Origin of the sequence: Streptomyces sp. CA-179760 (assembly GCF_050937045.1) — a bacterium.
GTDB lineage: Bacteria > Actinomycetota > Actinomycetes > Streptomycetales > Streptomycetaceae > Streptomyces.
On record NZ_JBNJLZ010000001.1, the window covers coordinates 1 to 20,690 of the forward strand.

Here is a 20,690-nt window from a genome sequence, read left to right on the forward strand (position 1 = left end):
GGGCCTCACGGCCCTGGCGCAGTACAAGGCCCGCGAGGGCTCTGTGAAGGTCCCCAGGGCCCACGTAGAGCGACTGGAGGACGGGACCGAGGTCCGGCTTGGCGTATTTCTGAGCAACAGCAAGAGCAGGCGCGGGAAGCTCACCGCGGACAAGCTCCAGGCGCTGGCGGACCTCGGGCTGGAATGGGCGACGTAGGGGCTGCCGAGCAGTCGCACGAGCGGGACCCACGGGGCCCCGGGGAGAATCCCGTCGCTCCCGGATTGACCGGTTGATCATCGATGCCCGGACATGAGACGAGCACGGCTCTTGTGGATCATGGAGTTCTCTACGCTCCCGGATCAGCAAGGCTGCCGTGCTCGTCGCTCCATCCTCCCTCATGTCCGTGTCCCTGGGCACGTCGCCCTGCTCGTCCACCGGTGCGGTCGGGGAGGTGTCGGCGGACGGGCTGCTCCGGGCACTGGCCAAGGTGCCCGACCCGCGTGATCCGCGGGGCGTTCGATATCGGCTGGCCACGCTGCTTGCGATCGGGGTGTGCGCGATGACGGCGGCCGGGCACAACTCCCTGGTTGCGATCGCGGAATGGGCCCGTCGGTGCGATCAGAAGGTGCTGGCCCGTCTGGGCTGCCCGTTCGATCCGTTCGCCGGCCGGTATCGGGCTCCGGGGGAGCGGACCTTGCGGGACGCCTTCGCCAAAGTGGATCCCGGCGCGCTGACCGCCGCGGGTTTCGCCCGGCTCACTGCGCTGGCGTCGCCCGCCACCGGACCGCTGAGCCCCGACGGCGTCCCCGAACGCGAACAGCGCCGTGCCCACCGAGCCGCCGTGCTTGCCCCGGACCCGGTCCGGCTGAGGCGGCGGGCGTTCGCCGTGGACGGCAAGTGCCTGCGCGGAGCCGTCCGCGCCGACGGCAGCCGGATGTTCGTCCTGACCGCCGTCCGTCACGACGACGCACTGACGGCCGCCCTGCGCGAGATCGGCGCGAAGAGCAACGAGATTCCTGAGTTCGCCCCGCTCCTGGACACCATCGACGACGCGGACCTGCACGAGGCCGTGATCACGGTCGACGCGATGCACGCGCAGAAGGGTCACGCCCGCTACCTAGTCGAGGACCGTCACGCGCACTACCTGCTGTCGGTGAAGAACAACCAGCCCACGCTCGCGGGGCAGTTGAGGAAGTTGCCTTGGGGCAAGGCACCTGTCCTTGACCGTTCACGCGACCGGGGGCACGGCCGCGAGGAGGTACGGGAGGTGAAGGTAGTCTCCGTGGACGGCCTGCTCTTCCCATACGCCCGCCAGGTCGTTCGCATCCACCGCAAACGCCGGTCCCTCAGTGCGAAGAAGTGGCAGACCGAGACGGTCTACGCAGTCACCGACCTGCCCGCCCACCAGGCATCCCCCGCCGAGATCGCTTCCTGGGCCCGCGGCCACTGGATCATCGAGAACACCGTCCACTGGACAAAGGACGTCACCTTCGCCGAGGACGCCAGCCAGGTCCGACGTCACCACACCCCGGCCGTCATGAGCGCCTTGCGCGACCTGACCCGCACGGCCCTCGATCGGGCCGGCTGGACCAACATCGCCAGCGGCCGACGCGCTCACACCCGCGTACCGGCGGCCAGCAGGACGGCGGCGCCGACGCCGCCCTCAACCTGCACGGCATCCCATGATCAAAACGGGCGAACTGGATTCTCCCCGGGGCCCTGCCACCGGCCCCCGGCGACGCTGATCGGGGTGGCGGCGCTGGACGTACCGGAGCACCTGGTGGAGATCGAGGCGGTCGCCGTACTGGACTGATTTTTTGGGCGTTCTCAGGCAACGGCGGGCGCCGCCGGGATGGTCCCGACGGCGCCCGAGTCAGTGGTGGCGGGGTGTCAGTGGTGCCGGCGTGTCACCACTTTGTGTAGTGGAACAGCGCGGAGGTCGTCCAGGGGGCAGGAGAGCCGGCCGTCTTCCAACCGGTCGCCGCAGAGGGCGAGTTGCGGTACTTCAGCTTGTGCAGCCCCGTCCGGACCGACTTGAGGGCCGCGTGGTCGTCTTTGCCCGGGAGGTTGTCGTAGCGGACCCAGTGCTTGAAGCCGCCCGCGGTCGCCGACGACTCCGAGACGATGGCGTCGCTGTCACTGCCGATCGCCGTCCAGTCGGTGGGCTGCGTGGACTGCGGGTTGTTCTTCAGCCACTTGATGAGCGACGAGTTCTTCCGCATGTCCTTGGTCTGCTGGTACGAGTGCCCCCAGCCCCAGTTGGTCCCCGCGTGCGGCGTCCCCAGCGTCACCACGTCCTCGACGAACAGCTTCTTCGGGAACCCGGCTTCCTTTTTGGCGACGCCGGTCAGCGCGGCGCGGATGATGAGGCCGCCCATGGAGTGTCCCACGAGGTCGACGGACTTCCCCTTCGCCGTGTAGTCCTTGTAGATCTTGTTCGCGAGCTTCTTCCCCAGGTCCTTCAGCCCGGTGTCCCGATCCCCACTGGCGATCCGGAAGTCACAGTTCCAGTCACCCTTGTAGAAGGCGCCCCCCCGCACCTTCCCCTTCCACCGGTAGTCCTTGAGGTCCTTGCGGATGTCCTTGAAGTAGTCGTTGCAGTCGAACTTCGCCTCCCACACCGGGTCGTACCCGTGCACCAACAGCACGTCCTCGTTGCTGCTGTTGTTCCCCTTCGGCGTGGTCGCCGCTGCCGCCGGCAGGGCCGTAGCCACGACACCGAGCCCCGCGAACACCGCCGTGGCAGCCGTCGCCACAACCCTCGCCCTGATCCCCATCACACGCTCTCCGTTTCCCCGTTGACCTTGTCACTCCGCCCTGCCCTCGGCAGGACGATCACCAGCATGGGGAGGGCCGGGCGCAAGGGGTACCTATAACTCCTCGGGGTACGAAACGGGGTTCTTCGGGATCCGCGCGCGTCGGTGTCTACGGCGTGGCTGCGGGAAAAGAACGCGCGCTCGACCTATCCGAGGTCCGCGCGAGCTTGCGCTATGCCATTAGATCGAGCCCGAGGTGCGGAACTGGCTGGAGTTACTTCCGCTGCGCCTCTACCGGCGGGTGGAGGACAAGACGGACCATCTCCTGGACGAGCCGACAACGCTCGGTGAGCCGTACTCTCGTCACCTGGGCGGCAAGCTGCGTGAACTGCGCTTCGAGTTGGACGGCGAAGCTGTACGCATCCCGTACTGGCTCGCCCCAGGACAGCGGATCGTTCTGCTGACGGTGTTCCGCAAGACGAAGATGCGCGAGGCGGCAGAGGTCGAACGTGCACATCAGGCCCAGAAGGTCTGCGAGACCGAGCACGGCCGGGCCGAGCACATCGACGATCGGCGTAGGGAGAGCCGATGAATCACAGTACGTGGAGAACGCGCCGGACCCGGCAGCTTGCGGGAGAGGCGGTCGAGTACACCAGGAGTACGTCGACGCGCGGCTGGCCGGCGACTTGGGTCAGGCCGTCTATGACCGCCGGATCGAACTCGACCTGTCCCAAGCGGAGTTGACCGATCGAGCCGGGATGACTCAGCCGCAGGTGTCCCGGATGAAGGGCGGCGACACCGTCCCCACCCTCCCGCTGCTGCGCCGCCTGGCGAAGGCCCTGGGCGGCACTCTGAACCTGGCCATCGACGAGGGCGACTCCAGGGTCGCGTTCACTCCGCACGCGGCCTGAAGCCTGGTTACAACCGCGCGATGAAACTCGCGAACGCGGTCGGGGTGAGGAGCAGGGCGGGGCACTCTCCCCACGCACCCTCCAGTCCGGAAACAAGAACACCTCCGGCCCCACCGGCAAGGGCAACCCCTGGCTCCGCGGCACCCTCGGCGAAGCAGCGATCTCCGCCGCACGGGCCGACACCTTCCTCGGCGCCCGCTACCGCAGGATCATCAAACGCCGCGGCCACATGAAAGCCCTGGTCGCCGTCGCCCGCTCCATCCTGGTGTCCGTCTGGCACCCTGACCGTTGAGTTTTCCGGTCAGAGAACTCCGTGATCCACAAGAGCCGTGCTCGTCTCATGCCCGGGCATCGATGATCAACCGGTCAAACCGGGAGCGACGGGATTCTCCCCGGGGCCCTGGCCCTGTGAGCCGGTCGATCCGGCCCGCATCGGCCGCCGGGTCGTGCGGCGCCGGGCGAAGGGGATGGACGCCGGCGCCGTCGCGGCGGCCCTCGAGGAAGCGCCTGGCCCAACTGCTCGCCATAGCACCGTCGGGCACCCGCCCGGAATCTCAGTAGTAGCCCGGCACGGCCGAGTGCGGCACGGCCGGTAGTCTGCCCCAGCAGAGACTGCTGGGGGGTGAAGCCGCAGTCCTATGTCGGGCACCGGCAGACGTCGTGGGCCGGTGCCGCCAGCACCCAGGAACAGGACGACGGTGGACGACTACCCGCTTGCGCTGATCGAGGAGCACGGCGCCCGATTGGGCCTTGCTGGCCATCTCCCCGGGATCCACACTGTGCTCGCCTCAGCTGCTGCAGAGGTATGGAAGGTTCCTTACCTTGAGCTGACGATCGTGCTCTCAGGTGATGTTGCCGCCTCGATCGCGGACCGCGAGGCCGGCTTCACTCCGGAACGGCTCGGCGGTGGAACAGTCGGGGGCAAGACGATTCCTGTGCACCGCGACTACAGCGTTGTCGAGATGTTCGTCGATGCCCCGGCCGGTGACGACTTCGACCAGCTGGAGTGGATCCACACCATCCTCCACGAGTACGGCCACGTCATCCTGGGCCGCCTACGCGCTGCAGCCGGCACCCGACCTCCCTATCCCACCAGAGATCAGACGCTGCCGGAGATGGCTGCGATCTGGGCCTACGAGGCCGCCGACGAGTACCGATGCGAACTGCTCTCCGACTTTTGGTTGAAGGAGCTACAGCAGGCGGGCGTCCTCAGCAGCTCCGAACCCTCGGTCAGCATCAGCCTCGAGCTCCTGGTGCAGGACCGGTACTGCACCACGCTCACGGACCTGTTTGACTCAGTCGTTCATCCTGGCTGGCCTGACCTGGTGGACTCCCACATCGACGGCGGCATCGACATCGTCACGATGTTCAACCAGCTGGTCGTCGAGACCGGCTATCTCCTGAAAATGCTGGGCTACGCCGACGCGCTGGAGCGCACGGCCGGCCGAGGCCGGATCCTCGACCACTTCCTTGAGCATCAGGGCGTCTCGCTTTACCTGGCTCCCGCCTGGAGTCCCATCGTCGAGTTGCTGGAGAGCACACCCTTCATCCCTACCTTGTCCGAGTTCGCAGATGTGGACACTCGGCTCCAGGCCCTGGGTCAGGGGATTGTCCGCATGTGGGAGACGCTCGGGATCACTGGCTACCTCACAGCCGGGAACAGTCTGGCGGTGGAGGCCGAGCCACCGCTCCGTTAGGAGTTTGGCCCTGAGCTCGCTCGCCTCCGCTGAGTGCACCCAGGGCCTGCGGCTCAACGGTCCAGCTTCAGTGACGAGTCGTCCAACTTCGCCGTCACAGGACAGCCCGGGCGTAGCACCGCATCCATGATCACCGAGGGTTACTGTCACGCCGACCGGTGTCACGCACCTCGATCCGGCTGTCAGGTCGGGGTGTCACGCTGACGCTCCGGCCCAAAACCACGGGCCCGGCCCCGGATCTGGGCCACCTCGCAAATCAGCGTGACACACCTCCCGGAGCGCTTACGGTCCGCATCCAGCTGCGATTGTCCCGTCTCATCGGACCTTGACGGGTCTCACCGAAGTTTGACGAGCATCCTGTTCGTCTCATCGAAGCTTGATCACCGCTCGGGTGCCTTGTGGATCGGCCCGCGTACTCTCGGCTGCGTGCCTCGCCATTCGAAGAAGCCCCGCCGGCTCGTCGCCGACGGGCGCGTGTACATGTGGACGATGCGCCACAGCCACCGAAAGGACCACGATGGTCGGTCCGTGGACTGCCGCCAAATCCTCACCCTGTCCCCTCAGCCAACAGGGAGCGGCGGCCTGCTGCGCATTGTCTTTGCCGACGGAGCCGGCCGGTACGTCCCGGGTGGCGCCCCCTTCGGTTCCGGGGACGTGGGCTTCACCCAAGGCGCAGACCTGAACTTGCACGAGCCGGGCGCCGTCCGGGCTCTGCTCGACGTGGCACTCGCACATGGGTGGCAACCGGGGAACGGCGGCCGGTGGAGGTCGATGGCTGGCCCCTGCTGGAGGCGGCGGCCGCCGCGCGGGCCGAAGACGCCAGGCCCCAAAGGCCGGTAGATGAGTGACTCCTCTTCGCCGGACATTTTTGATCCTCGTAACAGCCCACCGCGCGGCGATCAAACTTCGGTGAGACTGGTCAAACTCCGTTGAGACAGGACAGCGATCCCTCGCCCGTCTGAACAGTGGGTCGATCTGTGTCATCGACCCACTGTTTCCCCAGGTGGACACGCTCACCTGTGTCACTGTTCAGCTGATCTGTGTCATCGGCCGCCGGGCTTATGACGCTCTTTGAAAGCGGCCACCCGGTGCTCTGAGGTGGGCCAAACCTGCTCTTTCGATCTCCCCACCCTTCGGGTGACCTTGTCGGGTCTCTTCACGTGATGTTGATCGGCGTGTCGAATTGGTCTTGGTGTGTCGTGGAGAGCCTGCGTGAGCTACGAGTTCGGCCTGGTCGGGGGCCTGAATGCTCACGCTGGAGGAAGACGTGGACGCGCACGCACTGCGTCGTCAGGGTTGGACGATCTCGGCGATCGCACGGCATCTGGGCCGTGATCGCAAGACCATCCGTGCCTATCTGAACGGCGAGCAGGTCCCAGGGCAGCGCCGTCAGAGCCCGGATGCCTTCGTCCCGTTTCTGGAGTACTGCCGGCAGCGGCTGGCGGACGATCCGCATCTGTGGGCCTCGACCCTGTTCGACGAGGTCAAGAGCCTGGGCTATGAGGGCGGGTACTCAACGTTCACCCGCGCGCTTTGCCGCTATCAGGTCCGTCCTCACTGCGAGCCGTGTCATGCCGCGACCGGCCGGAACGTCGCGGTGATCGCGCATCCGCCGGGTGAGGAGATCCAGTTCGACTGGCTGGAGTTGCCGGACACGCCGGAGACCTGGGGAGTGGGCGAGCACGCTCATCTCCTGGTCGGGGCGCTCGCGCATTCGGGCCGGTGGCGTGCGGTGCTGGCTGAGTCCGAGGACTTCCCGCATCTGGTCCAGGCCCTCGACCGGGTGGTCCGCATGCTGGGCGGGACGGCGAGACGGTGGCGCTTCGACCGGATGGCGACGGTCTGCTATCCCTCCAGCGGGCAGGTCACCGCCTCCTTCGCCGCGGTTGCGAAGTACTACGGCGTCGGGGTGGACATCTGTCCGCCGCGCCGTGGCAACCGCAAGGGCGTCGTCGAGAAGGCCAACCACTCGGCCGCGCAACGCTGGTGGCGCACTGTCCCCGATGCGCTGAGCGTTGGCCAGGCCCAGTCCGGCATCGACAAACTCGCCGTCCGGATGGACGACCGCCGCCGGATGCTGGACGGCCTCAGGGTCACCGTCGGTGAACTCGCCGCAGCGGAACCGCTGTTGGGTGTCCCCGTTCGCCCCTTTCCCGCCGAGCTGGAGGTCGAACGGACAGTCAGCCCGCAGTGCCTGGTGTCCTTCGACGGGAATCTGTACTCCGTCCCGCCGGGACTGGCCGGGGCCCAGGTCAGGGTCCGGCATCGGCTCGGTGAGGACCATCTCGACATCGCCACCGTCGGGCGGGCCGTCATCGCCCGCCACCGCCGGGCGCCTCGCGGCGCCGGCCAGACGGTGCGCGACGCCGGGCACGTCATCGCGCTGGAACGTGAGGTGCTGGCCTCCTTCTCGGACCGGGCGCCGTGCAAGAACAAGGTCCGCAGGCCGCCGTCCGAGGCCGCGCTCGCCGAGGCCGAGCGGCTGCGCGGAAAGCAGGCCGCCGCCGGTGATCCGGCCGAACGGGTCGTGATCGACCTGTCCCACTATGCCGCCGTGGCCGACCGGCTGCGGTCCGTTCCCTCACCGAAGGAGGAGAACACGGAATGAGTACGTCGCCGATGCAGATGAGCGAAGCACGCCGCTTCCAGCAGCTGCGAGGTCACCTGTCCTACCTCAAACTCAACGACGCCGCCGAGGCACTCAACCGGGTGCTGGACCAGGCCCGCACCGAACGGATGTCGCTGACCGCCGCCCTGGAGAGACTGCTGGAGATCGAGGTCGAGGCCACCGAGGCCCGACGGCTCGCCGTCCGCCTGCGGTTCGCCTGCCTGCCCGAGCCCTGGACCCTCAACGACTTCGACTTCGCCGCCCAGCCCGGCGTCGACGAGAAACTCATCCGCGACCTGGCCACCCTGCGCTTCCTCGACGACGCCTGCAACGTCCTGTTCGTCGGTCCGCCCGGGATCGGCAAGACCATGCTGTCCGTCGCGCTCGGCCGGGCCGCGGTCGACGCCGGCCACCGCGTCTACTTCACCACCGCCGCCGAACTCGCCGCCAAGTGCCACAAGGCCGCCCTCGAAGGCCGCTGGAAGACCTGCATGCGATTCTTCGCAGGCCCGAAGCTTCTGATCATCGACGAACTCGGCTACCTCCCGCTGCCCGAGGACGGCGCCTCCGCCCTGTTCCAGGTGATCAACCAGAGGTATCTGAAGTCGAGCACGATCCTCACCACCAACGTCGGCATCGCCGACTGGGCCGGCGCCTTCGGCGACGCCACCGTCGCCGCCGCCATGCTCGACCGGCTCCTGCACCGGGCGGCGGTCGCGGGCATCGACGGACCCTCCTACCGGCTCCGCAACCACCAGACCCAGGCCGACACCATCCGCAAGGGAGTGAATGCCCGTGTCTCCTGACGCCGACACCGCCCCACTCTCCCCGCAACCCGCCAACTGCCCCGTATGCAAGGGCGAGTTCCTCCCGCACCCCCGCCAGATCTACTGCTCTCCCCGCTGCAAATCCGCGGCCCACCGACTTCCGCCCGCACCCCCCCGCGGCCCACATCTGCCCCGTCTGCCAGGGCACCTTTCCCGTCAACCCCCGCCTGCGGCAGGTCTATTGCTCACCCAACTGCCGACGCGACGCGGAGAAACAGCGCAACCAGGCCCGCGACGAACAGCGAGCCATCCGCCTCGGCGAGCAGACACGACCGGCAACCACGAGTGCCCCCACCCACGCGGAGCAGGCCCTGACTCCCACCGCGATCCGCAACTGCCCGCACTGCGACCAGCCGGTCACCATCGTCGCTCTGCTGGCCACCCCTGAAGCGGCCCGGCCGTCGATCACCAACCGTGTCCCGGACATCACTCCGCTCAGACGGACGCCGTGAACGGCGCAGGCAGCGATTCCGCCTGACAGCCACCGATCAACAGGAGCCCGGCGGCCTCCGGCCGCCGGGCAATGCGTTCCGCAGGGCCACAGCACGCGCACGTCGCACATCCCATGGAGCTTCGCGCAATTCCGGGTCAGGCATGCGAAACCTGTCGTCCTCGAACCGGGGGACGACATGAACATGCACGTGGTGAAGCACCTGACCCGGGATGTGGTTGTTTTGCGTGACGGTGCTTCCGACAGCCCCATAGGCGTCCTTCACCGCAGAGGCCACTCTCGCTGTGACCTCGAAGATCTCATGCAGGAGATCAACTGGGAGGTCATGCAACCCGGTCACGTGAGACACGGGCAGGACAAGGGCGTGACCGGGGTTGTTCTGCCGCTGCTTGAGCGCGGGGACGACGAAGACGTTCTCCGAGCGATAGGCGACCAAGTCCTCATCGATCTCATCTCGCCCGATCCTGCAGAAGACGCAGTCACTCACCCTCAAGACCTCCGAAGTCACCTCACGCCGGCCCTGTCCAGCTGGAACGACGAGTCTGGCAGGTCATCGCCCGGGTGGACATCTCGATTTCCCTGAGCTCAAACACCGCAGCGGTCCGCTCCAATGCGACCACGGACCTGGCCACTCCCGCTCTTGCTCCCCACATCGTCCAATACCTGATCAAGTGAGGACGAAGAGCAGCACTGGCCGATTCCAAGAATCCTCATCAGCCGAGCCGGTCTGGAGCTCGGCCACGTCGCCGAAGCGCCCGCGCCGGGCGCGCGTGGCTCAGTCGCCGTACAGCCAGCTGTCGTACCCGGCGCTGTCCACCAGGTGGTGCAGGCCGAAGGCGCCGGGACACAGCACCAGGGCCAGCACCCCGATCCGCATCAGGACCGGGGCCGCGACGGTCACTGGCCCGGCCTGGCCCCTGACAGTGCGCCAGTCGCGACAGCGCCGGATGTCTCCCCCGCAGGCCCACCAGAAAAGGAGCCCGATGAGGATTCCGGCCACGGCCATGGCGGCGGCGAAGAATCCGACGACGCCGAGGAACGTCGTCCGGTCGTAGTGGTCGCCGAAAAACAGGGAGGTCACCCCGAGCAGAGGCACGGCGGCCAGCCCGTACAGGGCCCCGCGCGCTGCCACGTCCCGGATCCGCAGCAGGGGTCGGATGATCACGTCCTCAGTGCGCATACGCGGCACCGTAACCCAGCCGCACGGCCGGGATCACACCGCCTCCGGGCCGCCCCCGGTTGGAGCTTCGAGTTGCGCGCAGCCCGACAATGAAGGGCCCGTACTGCAAGGGTCGTTCCGTGCCTCCATCTGAGCCGGTACTTCGCGTCCCGCCTCGCTCCGGCCCAGGGGCATCAGGTGGGGGCAGGTGGCCGGGCCGGCGCCGTGGAGTGCGGGTCAGGTGTCGGCCGTGTGCCGGGCTGCGGTGCGGCGGTATTCGGCGTTGATGCGCCGGGCTTCCTCGAGCTGGTCTTGGAGGATGATGATGCGGCAGGCGGCCTCAATGGGGGTGCCCTGGTCGACGAGTTCGCGGGCGCGGGCGGCGATGCGTAGCTGGTAGCGGGAGTAGCGGCGGTGTCCGCCTGCGGAGCGCAGCGGGGTGATGAGGCGGGCTTCGCCGATGGCGCGCAGGAAGCCCTGGGTGGTGCCGAGCAGCTCGGCGGCCCGACCCATGGTGTAGGCGGGGTAGTCGTCGTCGAGACGCCCGAAGGAATCGTCTGCTGTCATCTGACCTCTCGGTGGAACGCGTGGAGGGCCCTGGCGCCGTACGGCGCCAGGGCCCGAAGGAACTGCTACACCATCTGCCGGCCCTACTACTGCGCCGGCCTTCTGTCACCGCACACCCGACCGGAATGCTGCCGGGGATGCTGGGATCGCGGTTGCTCGACCGGAGACCACCTCACTATCGATGTCCTGCGGTACCCGGACTCGACAAGCCGTCCGGGCGATCCTGATGGCGTCCACTTCCTCCGTTCATTCCCTCATTGCTGGTACTGCTCTACTGCGTACTGCTGGTGATGCGAACTACTGGTGGCCTGTTACAGCGCCACCCTTCGGCAGCCAGCCCCGTCGCCCGTCCTGCGTCTGCTCTGGCTTGGAACCCCACTGCCGAACCTCCCGGTGCGCGCGCCCGCAGCCGACGCCTTCACCGAGGTACTGCTCACTGATTCCACTGCGGGTACTGCTGGCGGCGGCCCCTTAACACTGCGGGCCACCCGGTCCGGTCGTCAGTCCCGTCGCCGCCCTGCAACAACCTTGGCTTCGGAACTCCACCACCGCACCGTCCTGCGCACTGCAACTGCGGTACTCCTCCCCGGCAGTTCATGTCTGCCGGGCCCTGCGATCTCTCTGGTTACGAGAGAAACCATACTGACGCCATCGCCCAATGTCTACTCCGACAAAGACAGATTTTCGTGTGCGGGTGGTGCTGCAGGTTTTGAGTGGCGATGGCGGGGCGGCGCCGACGGAGCCCTCAGGAAGCCGAGGGCACAACCGGAGAGCCGACCCGGCGGTCGCGAGCCCGAAACCCACACAGCCAGCGCCTGGCGGTCCACCACGTGCCACCGCCTCGTCAGCCGCGAGATGAGCGCCGGTAACGAAACTGGGTTCAGTTCCCGCAAGAGCAGTGAAGAAACCAGGCAGATCGGCTGCGTGTTCTTCGAATCGCCGGGCACCAGGAGCGACGGAGGTTGATAACTATGGTTCCCCTGCTTCTCGTCCTGCTTCTGGCTCTGATCCTCTTCGGCGCGGGATTCGCACTGAAGGCACTGTGGTGGATCGCCGTCATCGTGCTGGTCGTCTGGCTGCTGGGCTTCGTGCTGCGCAGTGCGGACACAGGCGGCCGCAAGGGCCGCTGGTATCGCTGGTAACCCACCACACAGCAGCCAGCCTGTGGGCCCCGGGAACACCCGGGGCCCACAGGCCCGTTAGGCCTCAGGGCATCCCCCGGGGCAAACGGTGTAACCACCACCTTCCCGGGCACAAGGCCCCATAGCTGGGGCCCGGTGAAGCAGCGGAACTGCACCTCCAATCACCGGACCCCAGCCACACCCCGATAACCCGCCCGGCCGGCTTCGTCCCATCAGCTACCTCCCTGGGTGCGGGGCGCCTGCCCGATACCCCGCCCGGCCAGCTTCGTCCCTCACAAAAGAAGTGGGCAGTCGCGAGGGAACCCCGCCCATGTTGTGCACCAGAACGGGGGTGGCCCCCGCAAGCACGTAGTACGAGTGCAGGTTTTCCACGGTGAGGTTGTACGTCCGCGCGTGCTGGTGGAAGAACCGGTTCGACCGCAGGGTGACCGTGTCGCCAGCGTCGGTCCTGAGCGTCATGCCGGGCTCGAGGGTGGCCGCCTCGACCCACTTACCCGCGGACGGCGACCAGAAGGGGTGCTCGTCGGTGGCCGTCAGCTTCTCCACACCGCGCGGCGTGGAGATGGTCAGCTCGGAGAAGTACTTGTCGTCGTCGGTGACGATGAGGTCGGTGACCTTGCGCGGCCCGGTCTCCTGCGTCACAGGATCCGTGGCCAGCACCTCATCACCGACCTGGACGGACTCGATGACCTTCACCGAGTCGTCGGCAATCAGAACCTTGGTGCCCGCTAGGAAGCACTCGGCGCACTTCTGGGCCGCGCGCGGCCCGGCTGCTGTCGACCGCGCCCTCGACGCCCTCAAGGCCCTTCTTGAGTAGCTTGAGCTTACCGACCGGCAGGATGCTGATGGCCGCCAAGGCGCACTTGCCCAGAGTGGGATTCTTCGCGCAGTCCTTGGCGTCGTTCAGGCCGAGGACCTCCCAGGCGGCTTCCTTGATCGTCGGGTCGATCGTGGGGAACACGAGTTTGTGGCCCGCCAGGACGCACGGAGGGAGGCTGTCCCGGTTCATCGGGATGTAGCACTTGGGCTTGCTCTCCTGTTGCTTCTTGCGCTTCTCCGCGGCGATGCGACGCGCTTCGGCCTCCTCCGCCTCGCGCTTCTCCACCACGTCCTTCCAGGCCGCGGCCGCGTCCTTCTGCGCCGCGTCGGCGCTCTTGCCTGCGGCCACCGCATCGGTGTGCGCCCGGTCGCTGGCTTCCTTGGCCTGGTAGGCCGAGGTGCGCGCGTACGTAGCGGAGAACTCCGCCTGGGCCGCGGACTCTTCGGCTGCGGCGGTGTCCTGGTTCGCGCGGTTGGCGGCGGCGCGTGCGGTGGACGCGGAGGCCTTGGCCCGCTTGGCGCTGGTCTCGGCCCGGTCGGCGGCGACGTCGGCGTAGTCCGACGTCTGCTTGGCGCTGTCCGCCGCGTCTTTCATGGCCTTCTCGGCGGCTTCGGCGGCGTCGTTCGCCTCGGCGGCGGCCTGCGCGGCCAGGGCGGCGGCAGGGAGCGGCCCTTGGCCGTGGAGGGCCTGCGTGATCGGCGTCATCATCACCAGGCTCACCGGCAGCTGTACCGCGACCAGGTGGTGCTGTCCTTCTGCGGCTTCGGCGGCCAGGGCGAGCAGCTCCCCACCGTGAACGCCCCTTCTTGCAGGCCCGCCCAGGTGGCGACCCCGTACCCGGCCAGATGCCCGGCCGCCACCTCTTCCTCAAGGACGACGAATGCCTCCCGGAGCGCGCGGTGCTGGGCGGGGCGGTCGCGGGTGTGGGCCCGCTCGGGGTTGTGCAACAGGACCAGGTCCAGCTTCTCGCGCCTGAGCTGCTCGCGATTCCGTCCGGTTTGCCAGCGCACGTACTCGGGGTCGAGGCTGTGCCCGGCCAGGGCCTGGTCCTCGGTGAGGACGCCGGCGTTGACGGCGTCGATTCCGGTGGCCGCGGTGAAGTACCCGGCTTTCGTCGAGACACGGAGGGACGGGTGGGCGGTCAGGGCCGGGGCCAACAGGGTCTGGGCGCGGCCTGCTGCGTAGTTGGGGGCAGTGTCGATCCACTGCGATCCCGGAGGCGGCCGCACGTGCGGCCGCCTCCGGGATCGCCCGGCACCGGTAGGTCCCCAGAGCGAGCTCGGCGGTCACAGCAGGCTCCCCACCACGGCGGCCTGCCCAGCCACGAGCTCCTGGACCAGCCCGGCGACGTCCTCCAGGGCGAGGCCGGCCGTGTCAGCGAGCGTGGCCAGGTCCATGGTGCGGCCGTCGACCAGCGGGCGCAGCACCGCCTCCGCTTCGGGGGCGAACTCGTACACGGTCCCGGCGGCGGACAGCGTCACCGTGCCCTCGCCGACCTCCAGCACGGCGCGCGCAGTCGTGAGCCGCACCCGCAGGCGCGGGTCGGCGGGGATCCCGTCGATGTAGGGAAGGCTCGGCACCATCCGGCCGACGGCCTGGCCGTCCATCGCGGCCCGGTAGCGGGCGATCAGCCCGGGGTCCTCCAGCAGCTCGGCGAGCCGCTTGCGCATCCCGTCCAGGGCGTCGGCCTGAAGTTCCGGCCGGGCGAGCAGCGGCAGGTAGTGGCGCCAGTCCTCGTGCGCGATCAGTTGCTCGGACACCCACGCCATCAGGTCGCTGGCGGTGTGGGCCTGCAGGCCACAAGTGACATGCAGGGAGCGCACGCCCTGGTCGGCGCAGACCGCGTGCCACACACCGCGCGGCACGTACAGCACGTCGCCGGGGTGCAGGACCAGGTCGGCGACGGGCTCGGTGGGTGCCTCGCCGGGATCCTCGATGTCGCGGTACAGCGGGAACGGGCGGGTGGCAACGCTTGGCGCCGTCCAGTGAAATCGCGGCTGGCGAAGAACCGGGCCACGGCGGTCGTCGTAGCCACCGGGGGTGTCCGCACGAGACCCAAGAGCCCCCGCCAACTTGAAGGCGCAGGTCATAGGGATGGCGAGACGGGTATTTAGGGACCTCGCCGAACATGACCCCGACCTGGGGCGGACCCACTTTGCCCGCATGCCGGTAGCAGAAGGCCCCCTCCCAGACAGTGGATTTGACGCCTCTCCAATCGCGAGCCGCAGACCCTGCCCGCCCCTACGGTCGATTCCACAGCCCGGGCATCGCACACCAAGCAGTCCGGAGAAGACAGTTCATGGACGAAGGAGTGGTGAACCTCGTGAAGGCGACAAAGAAGGCTCTGGTCGGGTTCGTCGTCGCTGCGGCGGCGTTCGGCCTGGCGGGCACGTCGGCTGGCGTCGCATCGGCGGCGGACGGCGGCCGGATCATGCAGGAGCAGCCGAAGGCCGACGAAGGCTGGGAGTACGCAGGCAAGTTCCTCACGATGGCGCAGTGCGAGGCCCGGGGACGGGACGGATATAACCGTGGCGAATGGGCGGCGTGGGGCTGCAGCTACAGCCCGCAGGGCGACCCGGCGCTGCCCTACTTCCTCGGTGTGCTGCGCTGAGCGGAGGTGATGACGGTGTGAGGCCCGGGGCGCGCGCCCCGGGCCTCACACCGAGGGCGATGAGCGCAGCAGGTTCCGGGCGCGACTCGTGAGGCTGTAATGCACGAGGCGTCCCGAGCGCTCGCGCCGAACGAGGTCAGCCTGGAGAAGGCGGGACAGGTGGTACGACACGGAGCCGGGGGTCATATGGTGGCGGGCCGCCAGTTCCGTCGTGGTGCGCCGACGATCGAGGCTTTTCAGGATCGCCAGGCGCGAGGACCCGAGAATGGGTGCAATGCTGGGGACGCCGGGCCCGTTCCTGGCCGCGACGGGGACGACGACCTGCGCACCCTCTCCGAGGAGTGGTGAGTGAAGGCCGATGCGCCGGAGGAGCAGCGAGGGGCTCAGGATGAGCGGCGTCCCGCCCCCGACGCGTCCGGCGTAAGGCGAGGCTACGTCCAGTCCTGCGTCGCGCCAGCTCAGCGACGAGTGGAGCCCGGCGAACGCGACGCCGACGCCCTCGCGCGCGGCCGTACCGGCCTGGCGGTCGACGAACTCCTCCGCACTGGAGGCCAGCCGGGGCCACCCGTCGGCCAGCAGTACCTTCCAGAAGGCGTGCAGTTCCCCGGCCAGCGTCTCCCTGAGGTCGGACGGATGGACCTCCAGTCGGTCCCGCACCTGGTCGTTCACCCCGTCGAGATGCCCCGGAGTGAGCCAGGGGCAGCGCCTGCGGCGGGCCGCGCCCCCCGAGAGGAAGGCGGTGAACTGACTGCCGACCTGGTTCACCCCGGTCGTCGCCACCTGATGCAACTGCTCCTCGACATCCGGCGAGAACGAGAGCGGGGGCGGCGTCAGCATCTCCGGCAGGTAGACGGTGAACCCGCCGCAGACCGCCGCGAGCGCGGGAAAACGTCCTGAGCGCAACAGGAGCCGCAGGTGGGTGGCCATCCGGTCGCGCTGTGTCAGGTCAGCGGCGAGGATCAGCGCCGCCGCCAGCTCCCCGACTGGTGACAGGGCCCAGCGAAGCCGCGACAGCCGTTCAGCTGGCATATCTACGCGGATCAACGCGCACTCACGCTTTTCCCAGAAGGGCGTCTGGCCGCCCGCAAGATTTCGTGGTTACCGGCCCGGACGCGGAAGCCACGCACGAGAGGTTCGGAGCGGGGGGCGGATTCCTGCAGTAAGCGTGATCCCATGGACTGTCCAGAAGAATGGTGTTGCGGTTTCCGGCCTACTAATCGAATTTCCCCAGCATGCCGCAGCAGGCGTCGCAGGAAACAGAACGCCGCCCAGGCACCGAGTGAATTCGGACAGTGCAGCGTCCAGCAGCTGCCGCCGGGGGCCCGTGAGATCCGGACACCGGCGTGACCATAGGGACATGCCCATGTGGAAAGGGTCCTGCGAGCTGGAAGTACCCGGCCCAAAGGCTCTCCCGGACGCCCGTGTGGGCGCGCGGTTTCGGCCGAACCGCTTCGGACTCCGGCCAGCAGCTCGGTGAACTCGGCCAGGATGAGGCAAGGGCTCTCCCGCGGGGCGGCTGGTTCCGCTCGTGGGAGCCGGGGTGCCCCGCCGGCACCGAAGAACACGAAATCCCGGAAGGTATGCGGCGCAGTCTGTAGGCGGCGGTCACCGGCGTGCGGTCCCCAGACGTGGGTCGCGGATGCAACTCGTACACAGAGACGGCGACGCTCACGGACGCGCCATGTGGTGTGCGCGAACAGGCCATTGACGGTCCGGGAAACCCCTACACGCGCATCCGGATCTTCCCCGACGTCGATCACGCTCAGGAAGGACGAGCCTGGCGTCGGGCTCTCATGACGGCGCCCTGGGTCCGACCGGGGTTCAGTGCAGTTGCTCGGCCAGTCCGACGATGATGCCCTCCGGGCCGCGGAGGTAGCAGAGCAGATAGCTGTCCTCGAAGCGGGCGATCTCGCCGACGAGTTCGGCGCCGTGAGGGCGCAGGCGGGCAACGGTGTCCTTGATGTCGTCGACGGCGAACATGACGCGGTGCGTGCCCACGATGTTGTGCGGCCGGTTGCGCGGCCCGGCACTGATCGCCGCGGGGCTGCGGTACTTCGCCAGCTCGAGCCGGCTGTACCCGTCCGGCGTCCGGAGCATCGCGATGTCACAGTGGACGCCGTCGAGCCCGGTGCACTGGTCGGCGACGAGGCCCTCGACCTCTCCCCTGCCCTCCAGCTCCATACCGAGTTCCACGAAGAACGCGATGGCGGTATCCATGTCCTCGACGACGATGCCGACGTTGTCCATCCGCTGAACCGCCATGCCGGTTCTCCTTTCCTCGTGCGGCCGGTGGTGGCCGCTGATGTCCCTGGGACGAAGCCGGTGGCACGTTCTCGACATCCGCAGACCGCCGAACTCCGGAAGAAGCGTCCGCCACCGTGACGCCTTCTCGGAACCCAAGTCCCGCCCCCACTTCAGGCTCCCTCTGACCTGGCCTCCCCAGGTACTCGACATTCACTGAAGCGGGCAGTGAGGCACAGTTCCCCTGCCGCTCAGCGGTCCCCCGGTGGAGTGAATGCGCGGCGTACCATGCCGTCGCCGGCCCCGGCGACCAGTACCTGTAGTGCGTGATCAAGAACCCGATGCGTGCTGCGGCGATCGCCGCCCTGGCCCTCTCCTCCATGGTTGCTGCGGGCTCCGCCTCAAGACCGAATTGATCAAGTCGCATAGGCCCGGGCACAGCCTGGCCGACGTCGAACTCGCCACCACGGAATGGGCCGATTGTTCAACAAGCAGCGCATCCACACGGCAATCGGCGACATCCCGCCCCACGAGCACGAGACCAACTACCACGCTCCCGGAGCGCTTCAAGTGGGCCAGAGCCCGTTCTCGCGTGCAGAGCCCGGCGTCCGGCGGGTCCTTGCTCTTCGGGCGAGGCAGATGGGGCTCGTCAGTTCGTCGGGGTCGTCAGGTGGTCCGTGAGGCAGGCGAGGTAGAGAGCAAGGGTGGCGTGGTGGTCGCGCAGGGGGCGGCCGGTGAGCTGTTCGATCTTGTTCATGCGGTAGACGACCGTGTTGCGGTGGATGTGCAGGGCGGCCGCGGTGCGGACCAGGTTGTAGCCGCTCTCGCACCAGGCGGTGATCGTGTCGCGCAGGGTGGGCCAGTCCGGCTGGGTACGGAGTTGGGCTGTGGCGGAGTCGAGGAGGCGGGTGCGGGCGGGCTGGCCGAGTGCCGTGAGGAGCTGGTGGACCCGTAGTTCGCCGATGGGGTGGACGAGCGGGCCCTCGGGGCGGCGCGCGCCGAGGCGGAGTGCTTCGCAGGCGTCCTGGTAGGAGTCGTGCAAGGCGTCGACGGTGGTGGCCGGTTCGCCGATGCCCGCGCGGGCGGCGAGTCCGTCCTGGGCTGCGAGGGCGTCGATGACCCGCCGGCAGTCGATGGTGACTGAGTCCACCGGGCGGCGGGGGGTGAGCCGGGGCAGGACGCCGACCCGGCCGGGGGCGATGACGGCGACGATGTCCTGCGGGTCGGCGAAGACCTCGCGGACCGTGCGCAGGACTTCGGTGCGGACCAGACCGATGTCCCGGCGTGGGGCGCGGGGCGGCGCGGTCACCTCGAAGGCCACAGCGATCCGGTGCAGGCGCAGGTCGAAGCCGAGGTCGGCGGCTCGGAAGACGAGACTGTCGGCCTCGATGACCTCGGGGTCGTAGGAGGCGAGGTCCGCCAGGAGGTTCTCGGCGGCGCGCTCGGCAAGCAGCCGGGAGCGGAGCATGACCGATTCCCTCAGGAGGATCTCGGTCTGGCGTTTGACCAGCAGTCCGAAACGTCGCACCTGGGCGGGGGTTCCGGTGATGCCGACGGTCCCGACCGCCTGTCCGCCCGCGACCAGCGGCAGGGTGACGCCGGGCCGCACTCCGCGCAGCAGTTGGGCCTGGGAGGCGTTGTGTGTGGCGGCTTCCTTGGTGTGCATGACTTCGACTGACGCCTCGTGGAAGGTGCCGACGCGGCCTGGGGCGCCGCTGCCGATGATCACGCCGTCGGCGTCGGTGATGAGCACGTTGTAACCGATGGCGGCGGAGGTGTCCCTGGCGATCTCCTGGGCGAGCGAGGGGCTCAGCACGTTCGGTCCTCCCGTCGGGGGCGGGACTGGGTTGGACGGACCGTACAGGGCGGCGCGCGACGTCGGCCAGACATTCGTACGAAGTGAACAGTGACGCAGGTCGGGGTGGTCCCTAGCGTATGGGCCAAATCCCACCCCGCCCTGCGACGGAAGGGCTCAGCCCATGTTCCGTGTTCGCTCACTCGCCGTCGCCCTGGCGGCGACGGTCCTGATGTCCCTGACGGCCGCCTGTGGTTCCGGCGGCGACGACGCTCCCACGAACGTGTCGGCGAAGACCGCCGCGCTGGGCACGCTCACGCCCGGTGTCCTGAAGGTGGCCGTCCAGCCGTACGCGCCCTACACCTCGCTCCAGGACGGCAAGATCGTCGGCCTGGACGGCGACATCCTCACGTATATCGCCAAGAAGCTGGGCCTGGAGATCAAGCCGCAGGTCACGGACTTCGCCGGCATGCTCGCGGGCGTGCAGTCACACCGCGTCGACATCACCGTCGGCGGTGTCGCCTGGTCCGCCGACCGGCAGAAGCAAGGGCTGTTCACGGACCCGCCGTACTACTCGCCGCCCGCGATGGCCGTCCGCGACGGCAAGACGTACAGGACGGTCACCGATCTCGGCGGCCTGGACCTGGGTACGGTCGAGGGTTACGTGTGGGTCAAGTCGATCCAGGCGGTGCCCAAGGCGAAGCTGCACGCCTACCCGGACGCCAACGGCGTGTTCGACGACCTCGGCACGGGCCGTATCGACGTCGGCTTCCTCGACCCGCTGATCATCATCGCGGCGCAGAAGCAGCGCCCCGACCTGAGGATCACCACCGAGTACCTGACACCACCGACCGCCACCGAGGTCCGGCAGCAGCCCGCCTTCGCGTACTTCCAGCCCTACCAGACCGGCTTCTACCTGCCCAGGAAGGCCACCAAGCTGGAACAGGCGATCTCCCACGAGATCGACGCCATGTACCGCGACGGCGAGCTGACCAAGCTCGTGAAGAAGTACGGCGGTGACCCCGATCAGTTCCTGAAGCCGGCCGCGGATGTCGCCGCCGCGCGACGCGCAGTGGACCGGCCGGGCAACTGGAACCCGCCGACCATCGGACAGTGAGGGGCTGA

19 protein-coding genes and 4 pseudogenes are annotated in these 20,690 nt (G+C 68.3%); 12 read left to right on the forward strand and 11 right to left on the reverse strand.

What is annotated here, in order from left to right:
* The 3 genes and pseudogenes from ACQEV8_RS00005 to ACQEV8_RS00015 form a co-directional block, all read left to right on the forward strand.
* Positions 1–196, forward strand: a 196-nt coding sequence (locus ACQEV8_RS00005; protein ID WP_432956205.1) for a helicase associated domain-containing protein, incomplete at its 5' end; no start/stop codon positions are given.
* A 157-nt stretch (positions 197–353) separates the two neighbouring features.
* Positions 354–1,601, forward strand: a pseudogene (locus ACQEV8_RS00010) (ISAs1 family transposase); the annotation flags it as partial.
* Between the two features lie 105 nt (positions 1,602–1,706).
* Positions 1,707–1,793 (forward strand): annotated as a pseudogene (locus ACQEV8_RS00015) (RidA family protein); the annotation flags it as partial.
* 94 nt (positions 1,794–1,887) lie between these two features.
* Here the strand turns inward: ACQEV8_RS00015 and ACQEV8_RS00020 are convergent.
* A complete protein-coding gene (locus ACQEV8_RS00020; protein WP_432956207.1) occupies positions 1,888–2,757 on the reverse strand; it encodes an esterase/lipase family protein in 870 nt (289 codons plus the stop codon).
* Positions 2,758–2,992: 235 nt separating this feature from the next.
* Between ACQEV8_RS00020 and ACQEV8_RS00025 the strand changes: the two genes are divergently transcribed.
* The 6 genes and pseudogenes from ACQEV8_RS00025 (at position 2,993) to istB (ending at position 8,758) form a co-directional block, all read left to right on the forward strand.
* Positions 2,993–3,328 carry a type II toxin-antitoxin system RelE/ParE family toxin gene (locus tag ACQEV8_RS00025; protein ID WP_264935841.1) on the forward strand — a complete coding sequence of 112 codons (336 nt, stop codon included), beginning with the start codon at positions 2,993–2,995 and terminating at the stop codon, positions 3,326–3,328.
* Positions 3,325–3,647 (forward strand): annotated as a pseudogene (locus ACQEV8_RS00030) (helix-turn-helix domain-containing protein). The gene ACQEV8_RS00025 and the pseudogene ACQEV8_RS00030 overlap by 4 nt, the downstream one beginning before the upstream one ends.
* A 76-nt stretch (positions 3,648–3,723) precedes the next feature.
* A pseudogene (locus ACQEV8_RS00035) lies at positions 3,724–3,939 on the forward strand (IS110 family transposase); the annotation flags it as partial.
* Between the two features lie 406 nt (positions 3,940–4,345).
* Positions 4,346–5,344, forward strand: a complete 999-nt coding sequence (locus ACQEV8_RS00040; protein ID WP_432956210.1) for a hypothetical protein — start codon at positions 4,346–4,348, stop codon at positions 5,342–5,344.
* A 1,267-nt stretch (positions 5,345–6,611) separates the two neighbouring features.
* Positions 6,612–7,952, forward strand: a complete 1,341-nt coding sequence (locus ACQEV8_RS00045) for a Mu transposase domain-containing protein (protein WP_432956212.1) — start codon at positions 6,612–6,614, stop codon at positions 7,950–7,952.
* Complete coding sequence (istB, locus tag ACQEV8_RS00050; RefSeq protein WP_432956214.1) at positions 7,949–8,758, forward strand: IS21-like element helper ATPase IstB; 810 nt, start codon at positions 7,949–7,951, stop codon at positions 8,756–8,758. Before ACQEV8_RS00045 ends, istB begins: the two co-directional genes overlap by 4 nt.
* A gap of 509 nt (positions 8,759–9,267) precedes the next feature.
* Here the strand turns inward: istB and ACQEV8_RS00055 are convergent.
* The 3 genes from ACQEV8_RS00055 to ACQEV8_RS00065 all read right to left on the reverse strand — a co-directional run bounded on the left by ACQEV8_RS00055 (position 9,268) and on the right by ACQEV8_RS00065 (position 10,956).
* Positions 9,268–9,738: an HIT family protein gene (locus tag ACQEV8_RS00055; RefSeq protein ID WP_432956216.1), complete on the reverse strand. Its 471-nt coding sequence runs from the start codon at positions 9,736–9,738 to the stop codon at positions 9,268–9,270.
* 267 nt (positions 9,739–10,005) lie between these two features.
* Entirely contained in the window at positions 10,006–10,410 is a 405-nt protein-coding gene (locus tag ACQEV8_RS00060; RefSeq protein WP_432956218.1) for a DUF6336 family protein, read from the reverse strand.
* A 216-nt stretch (positions 10,411–10,626) separates the two neighbouring features.
* Positions 10,627–10,956, reverse strand: coding sequence for a MerR family transcriptional regulator (locus ACQEV8_RS00065; RefSeq protein WP_432956219.1), 330 nt, complete (start codon positions 10,954–10,956; stop codon positions 10,627–10,629).
* Between the two features lie 971 nt (positions 10,957–11,927).
* Here ACQEV8_RS00065 and ACQEV8_RS00070 point away from each other — a divergent pair.
* Positions 11,928–12,098 carry a hypothetical protein gene (locus tag ACQEV8_RS00070; RefSeq protein WP_031106884.1) on the forward strand — a complete coding sequence of 57 codons (171 nt, stop codon included), beginning with the start codon at positions 11,928–11,930 and terminating at the stop codon, positions 12,096–12,098.
* Between the two features lie 216 nt (positions 12,099–12,314).
* Here the strand turns inward: ACQEV8_RS00070 and ACQEV8_RS00075 are convergent, their stop codons facing one another.
* From ACQEV8_RS00075 to ACQEV8_RS00090, 4 genes are read right to left on the reverse strand one after another with little or no spacing between them, the layout of a single operon-like run.
* Positions 12,315–12,794, reverse strand: a complete 480-nt coding sequence (locus ACQEV8_RS00075) for a polymorphic toxin-type HINT domain-containing protein (protein WP_432956221.1) — start codon at positions 12,792–12,794, stop codon at positions 12,315–12,317.
* Entirely contained in the window at positions 12,763–13,638 is an 876-nt protein-coding gene (locus tag ACQEV8_RS00080; RefSeq protein ID WP_432956223.1) for a hypothetical protein, read from the reverse strand. The genes ACQEV8_RS00075 and ACQEV8_RS00080 overlap by 32 nt, the downstream gene beginning before the upstream one ends.
* Positions 13,635–14,147 (reverse strand): aldo/keto reductase, encoded by a 513-nt coding sequence (locus tag ACQEV8_RS00085; RefSeq protein WP_432956225.1) that lies wholly within the window; start codon positions 14,145–14,147, stop codon positions 13,635–13,637. Before ACQEV8_RS00085 ends, ACQEV8_RS00080 begins: the two co-directional genes overlap by 4 nt.
* 57 nt (positions 14,148–14,204) lie before the next feature.
* On the reverse strand, positions 14,205–15,008 hold the full coding sequence (locus ACQEV8_RS00090) for a JmjC domain-containing protein (RefSeq protein WP_432956227.1): 804 nt from the start codon (positions 15,006–15,008) through the stop codon (positions 14,205–14,207).
* Positions 15,009–15,217: 209 nt separating this feature from the next.
* Between ACQEV8_RS00090 and ACQEV8_RS00095 the strand changes: the two genes are divergently transcribed.
* Positions 15,218–15,529 (forward strand): hypothetical protein, encoded by a 312-nt coding sequence (locus ACQEV8_RS00095; RefSeq protein WP_432956228.1) that lies wholly within the window; start codon positions 15,218–15,220, stop codon positions 15,527–15,529.
* 45 nt (positions 15,530–15,574) lie between these two features.
* Here ACQEV8_RS00095 and ACQEV8_RS00100 read toward each other — a convergent pair whose 3' ends face one another.
* The 3 genes from ACQEV8_RS00100 to ACQEV8_RS00110 form a co-directional block, all read right to left on the reverse strand.
* Positions 15,575–16,558: an ArsR/SmtB family transcription factor gene (locus ACQEV8_RS00100; protein ID WP_432956230.1), complete on the reverse strand. Its 984-nt coding sequence runs from the start codon at positions 16,556–16,558 to the stop codon at positions 15,575–15,577.
* A 792-nt stretch (positions 16,559–17,350) separates the two neighbouring features.
* On the reverse strand, positions 17,351–17,791 hold the full coding sequence (locus tag ACQEV8_RS00105; RefSeq protein WP_432956231.1) for a VOC family protein: 441 nt from the start codon (positions 17,789–17,791) through the stop codon (positions 17,351–17,353).
* Between the two features lie 628 nt (positions 17,792–18,419).
* Complete coding sequence (locus ACQEV8_RS00110) at positions 18,420–19,586, reverse strand: CdaR family transcriptional regulator (protein WP_432956233.1); 1,167 nt, start codon at positions 19,584–19,586, stop codon at positions 18,420–18,422.
* A 163-nt stretch (positions 19,587–19,749) separates the two neighbouring features.
* Between ACQEV8_RS00110 and ACQEV8_RS00115 the strand changes: the two genes are divergently transcribed.
* A complete protein-coding gene (locus ACQEV8_RS00115; protein WP_432956234.1) occupies positions 19,750–20,682 on the forward strand; it encodes a substrate-binding periplasmic protein in 933 nt (310 codons plus the stop codon).
* Positions 20,683–20,690: the final 8 nt, after the last annotated feature.

Coding starts and splice junctions, on each gene's coding strand:
- ACQEV8_RS00070 (WP_031106884.1), top strand. CDS start 11,928: ATGGTTCCCCTGCTTCTCGTCCTGCTTCTGGCTCTGATCCTCTTCGGC.
- ACQEV8_RS00095 (WP_432956228.1), top strand. CDS start 15,218: ATGGACGAAGGAGTGGTGAACCTCGTGAAGGCGACAAAGAAGGCTCTG.
- ACQEV8_RS00060 (WP_432956218.1), bottom strand. CDS start 10,410: ATGCGCACTGAGGACGTGATCATCCGACCCCTGCTGCGGATCCGGGAC.
- ACQEV8_RS00090 (WP_432956227.1), bottom strand. CDS start 15,008: ATGACCTGCGCCTTCAAGTTGGCGGGGGCTCTTGGGTCTCGTGCGGAC.
- ACQEV8_RS00105 (WP_432956231.1), bottom strand. CDS start 17,791: ATGGCGGTTCAGCGGATGGACAACGTCGGCATCGTCGTCGAGGACATG.
- ACQEV8_RS00100 (WP_432956230.1), bottom strand. CDS start 16,558: ATGCCAGCTGAACGGCTGTCGCGGCTTCGCTGGGCCCTGTCACCAGTC.
- ACQEV8_RS00020 (WP_432956207.1), bottom strand. CDS start 2,757: ATGGGGATCAGGGCGAGGGTTGTGGCGACGGCTGCCACGGCGGTGTTC.
- istB (WP_432956214.1), top strand. CDS start 7,949: ATGAGTACGTCGCCGATGCAGATGAGCGAAGCACGCCGCTTCCAGCAG.
- ACQEV8_RS00065 (WP_432956219.1), bottom strand. CDS start 10,956: ATGACAGCAGACGATTCCTTCGGGCGTCTCGACGACGACTACCCCGCC.
- ACQEV8_RS00115 (WP_432956234.1), top strand. CDS start 19,750: ATGTTCCGTGTTCGCTCACTCGCCGTCGCCCTGGCGGCGACGGTCCTG.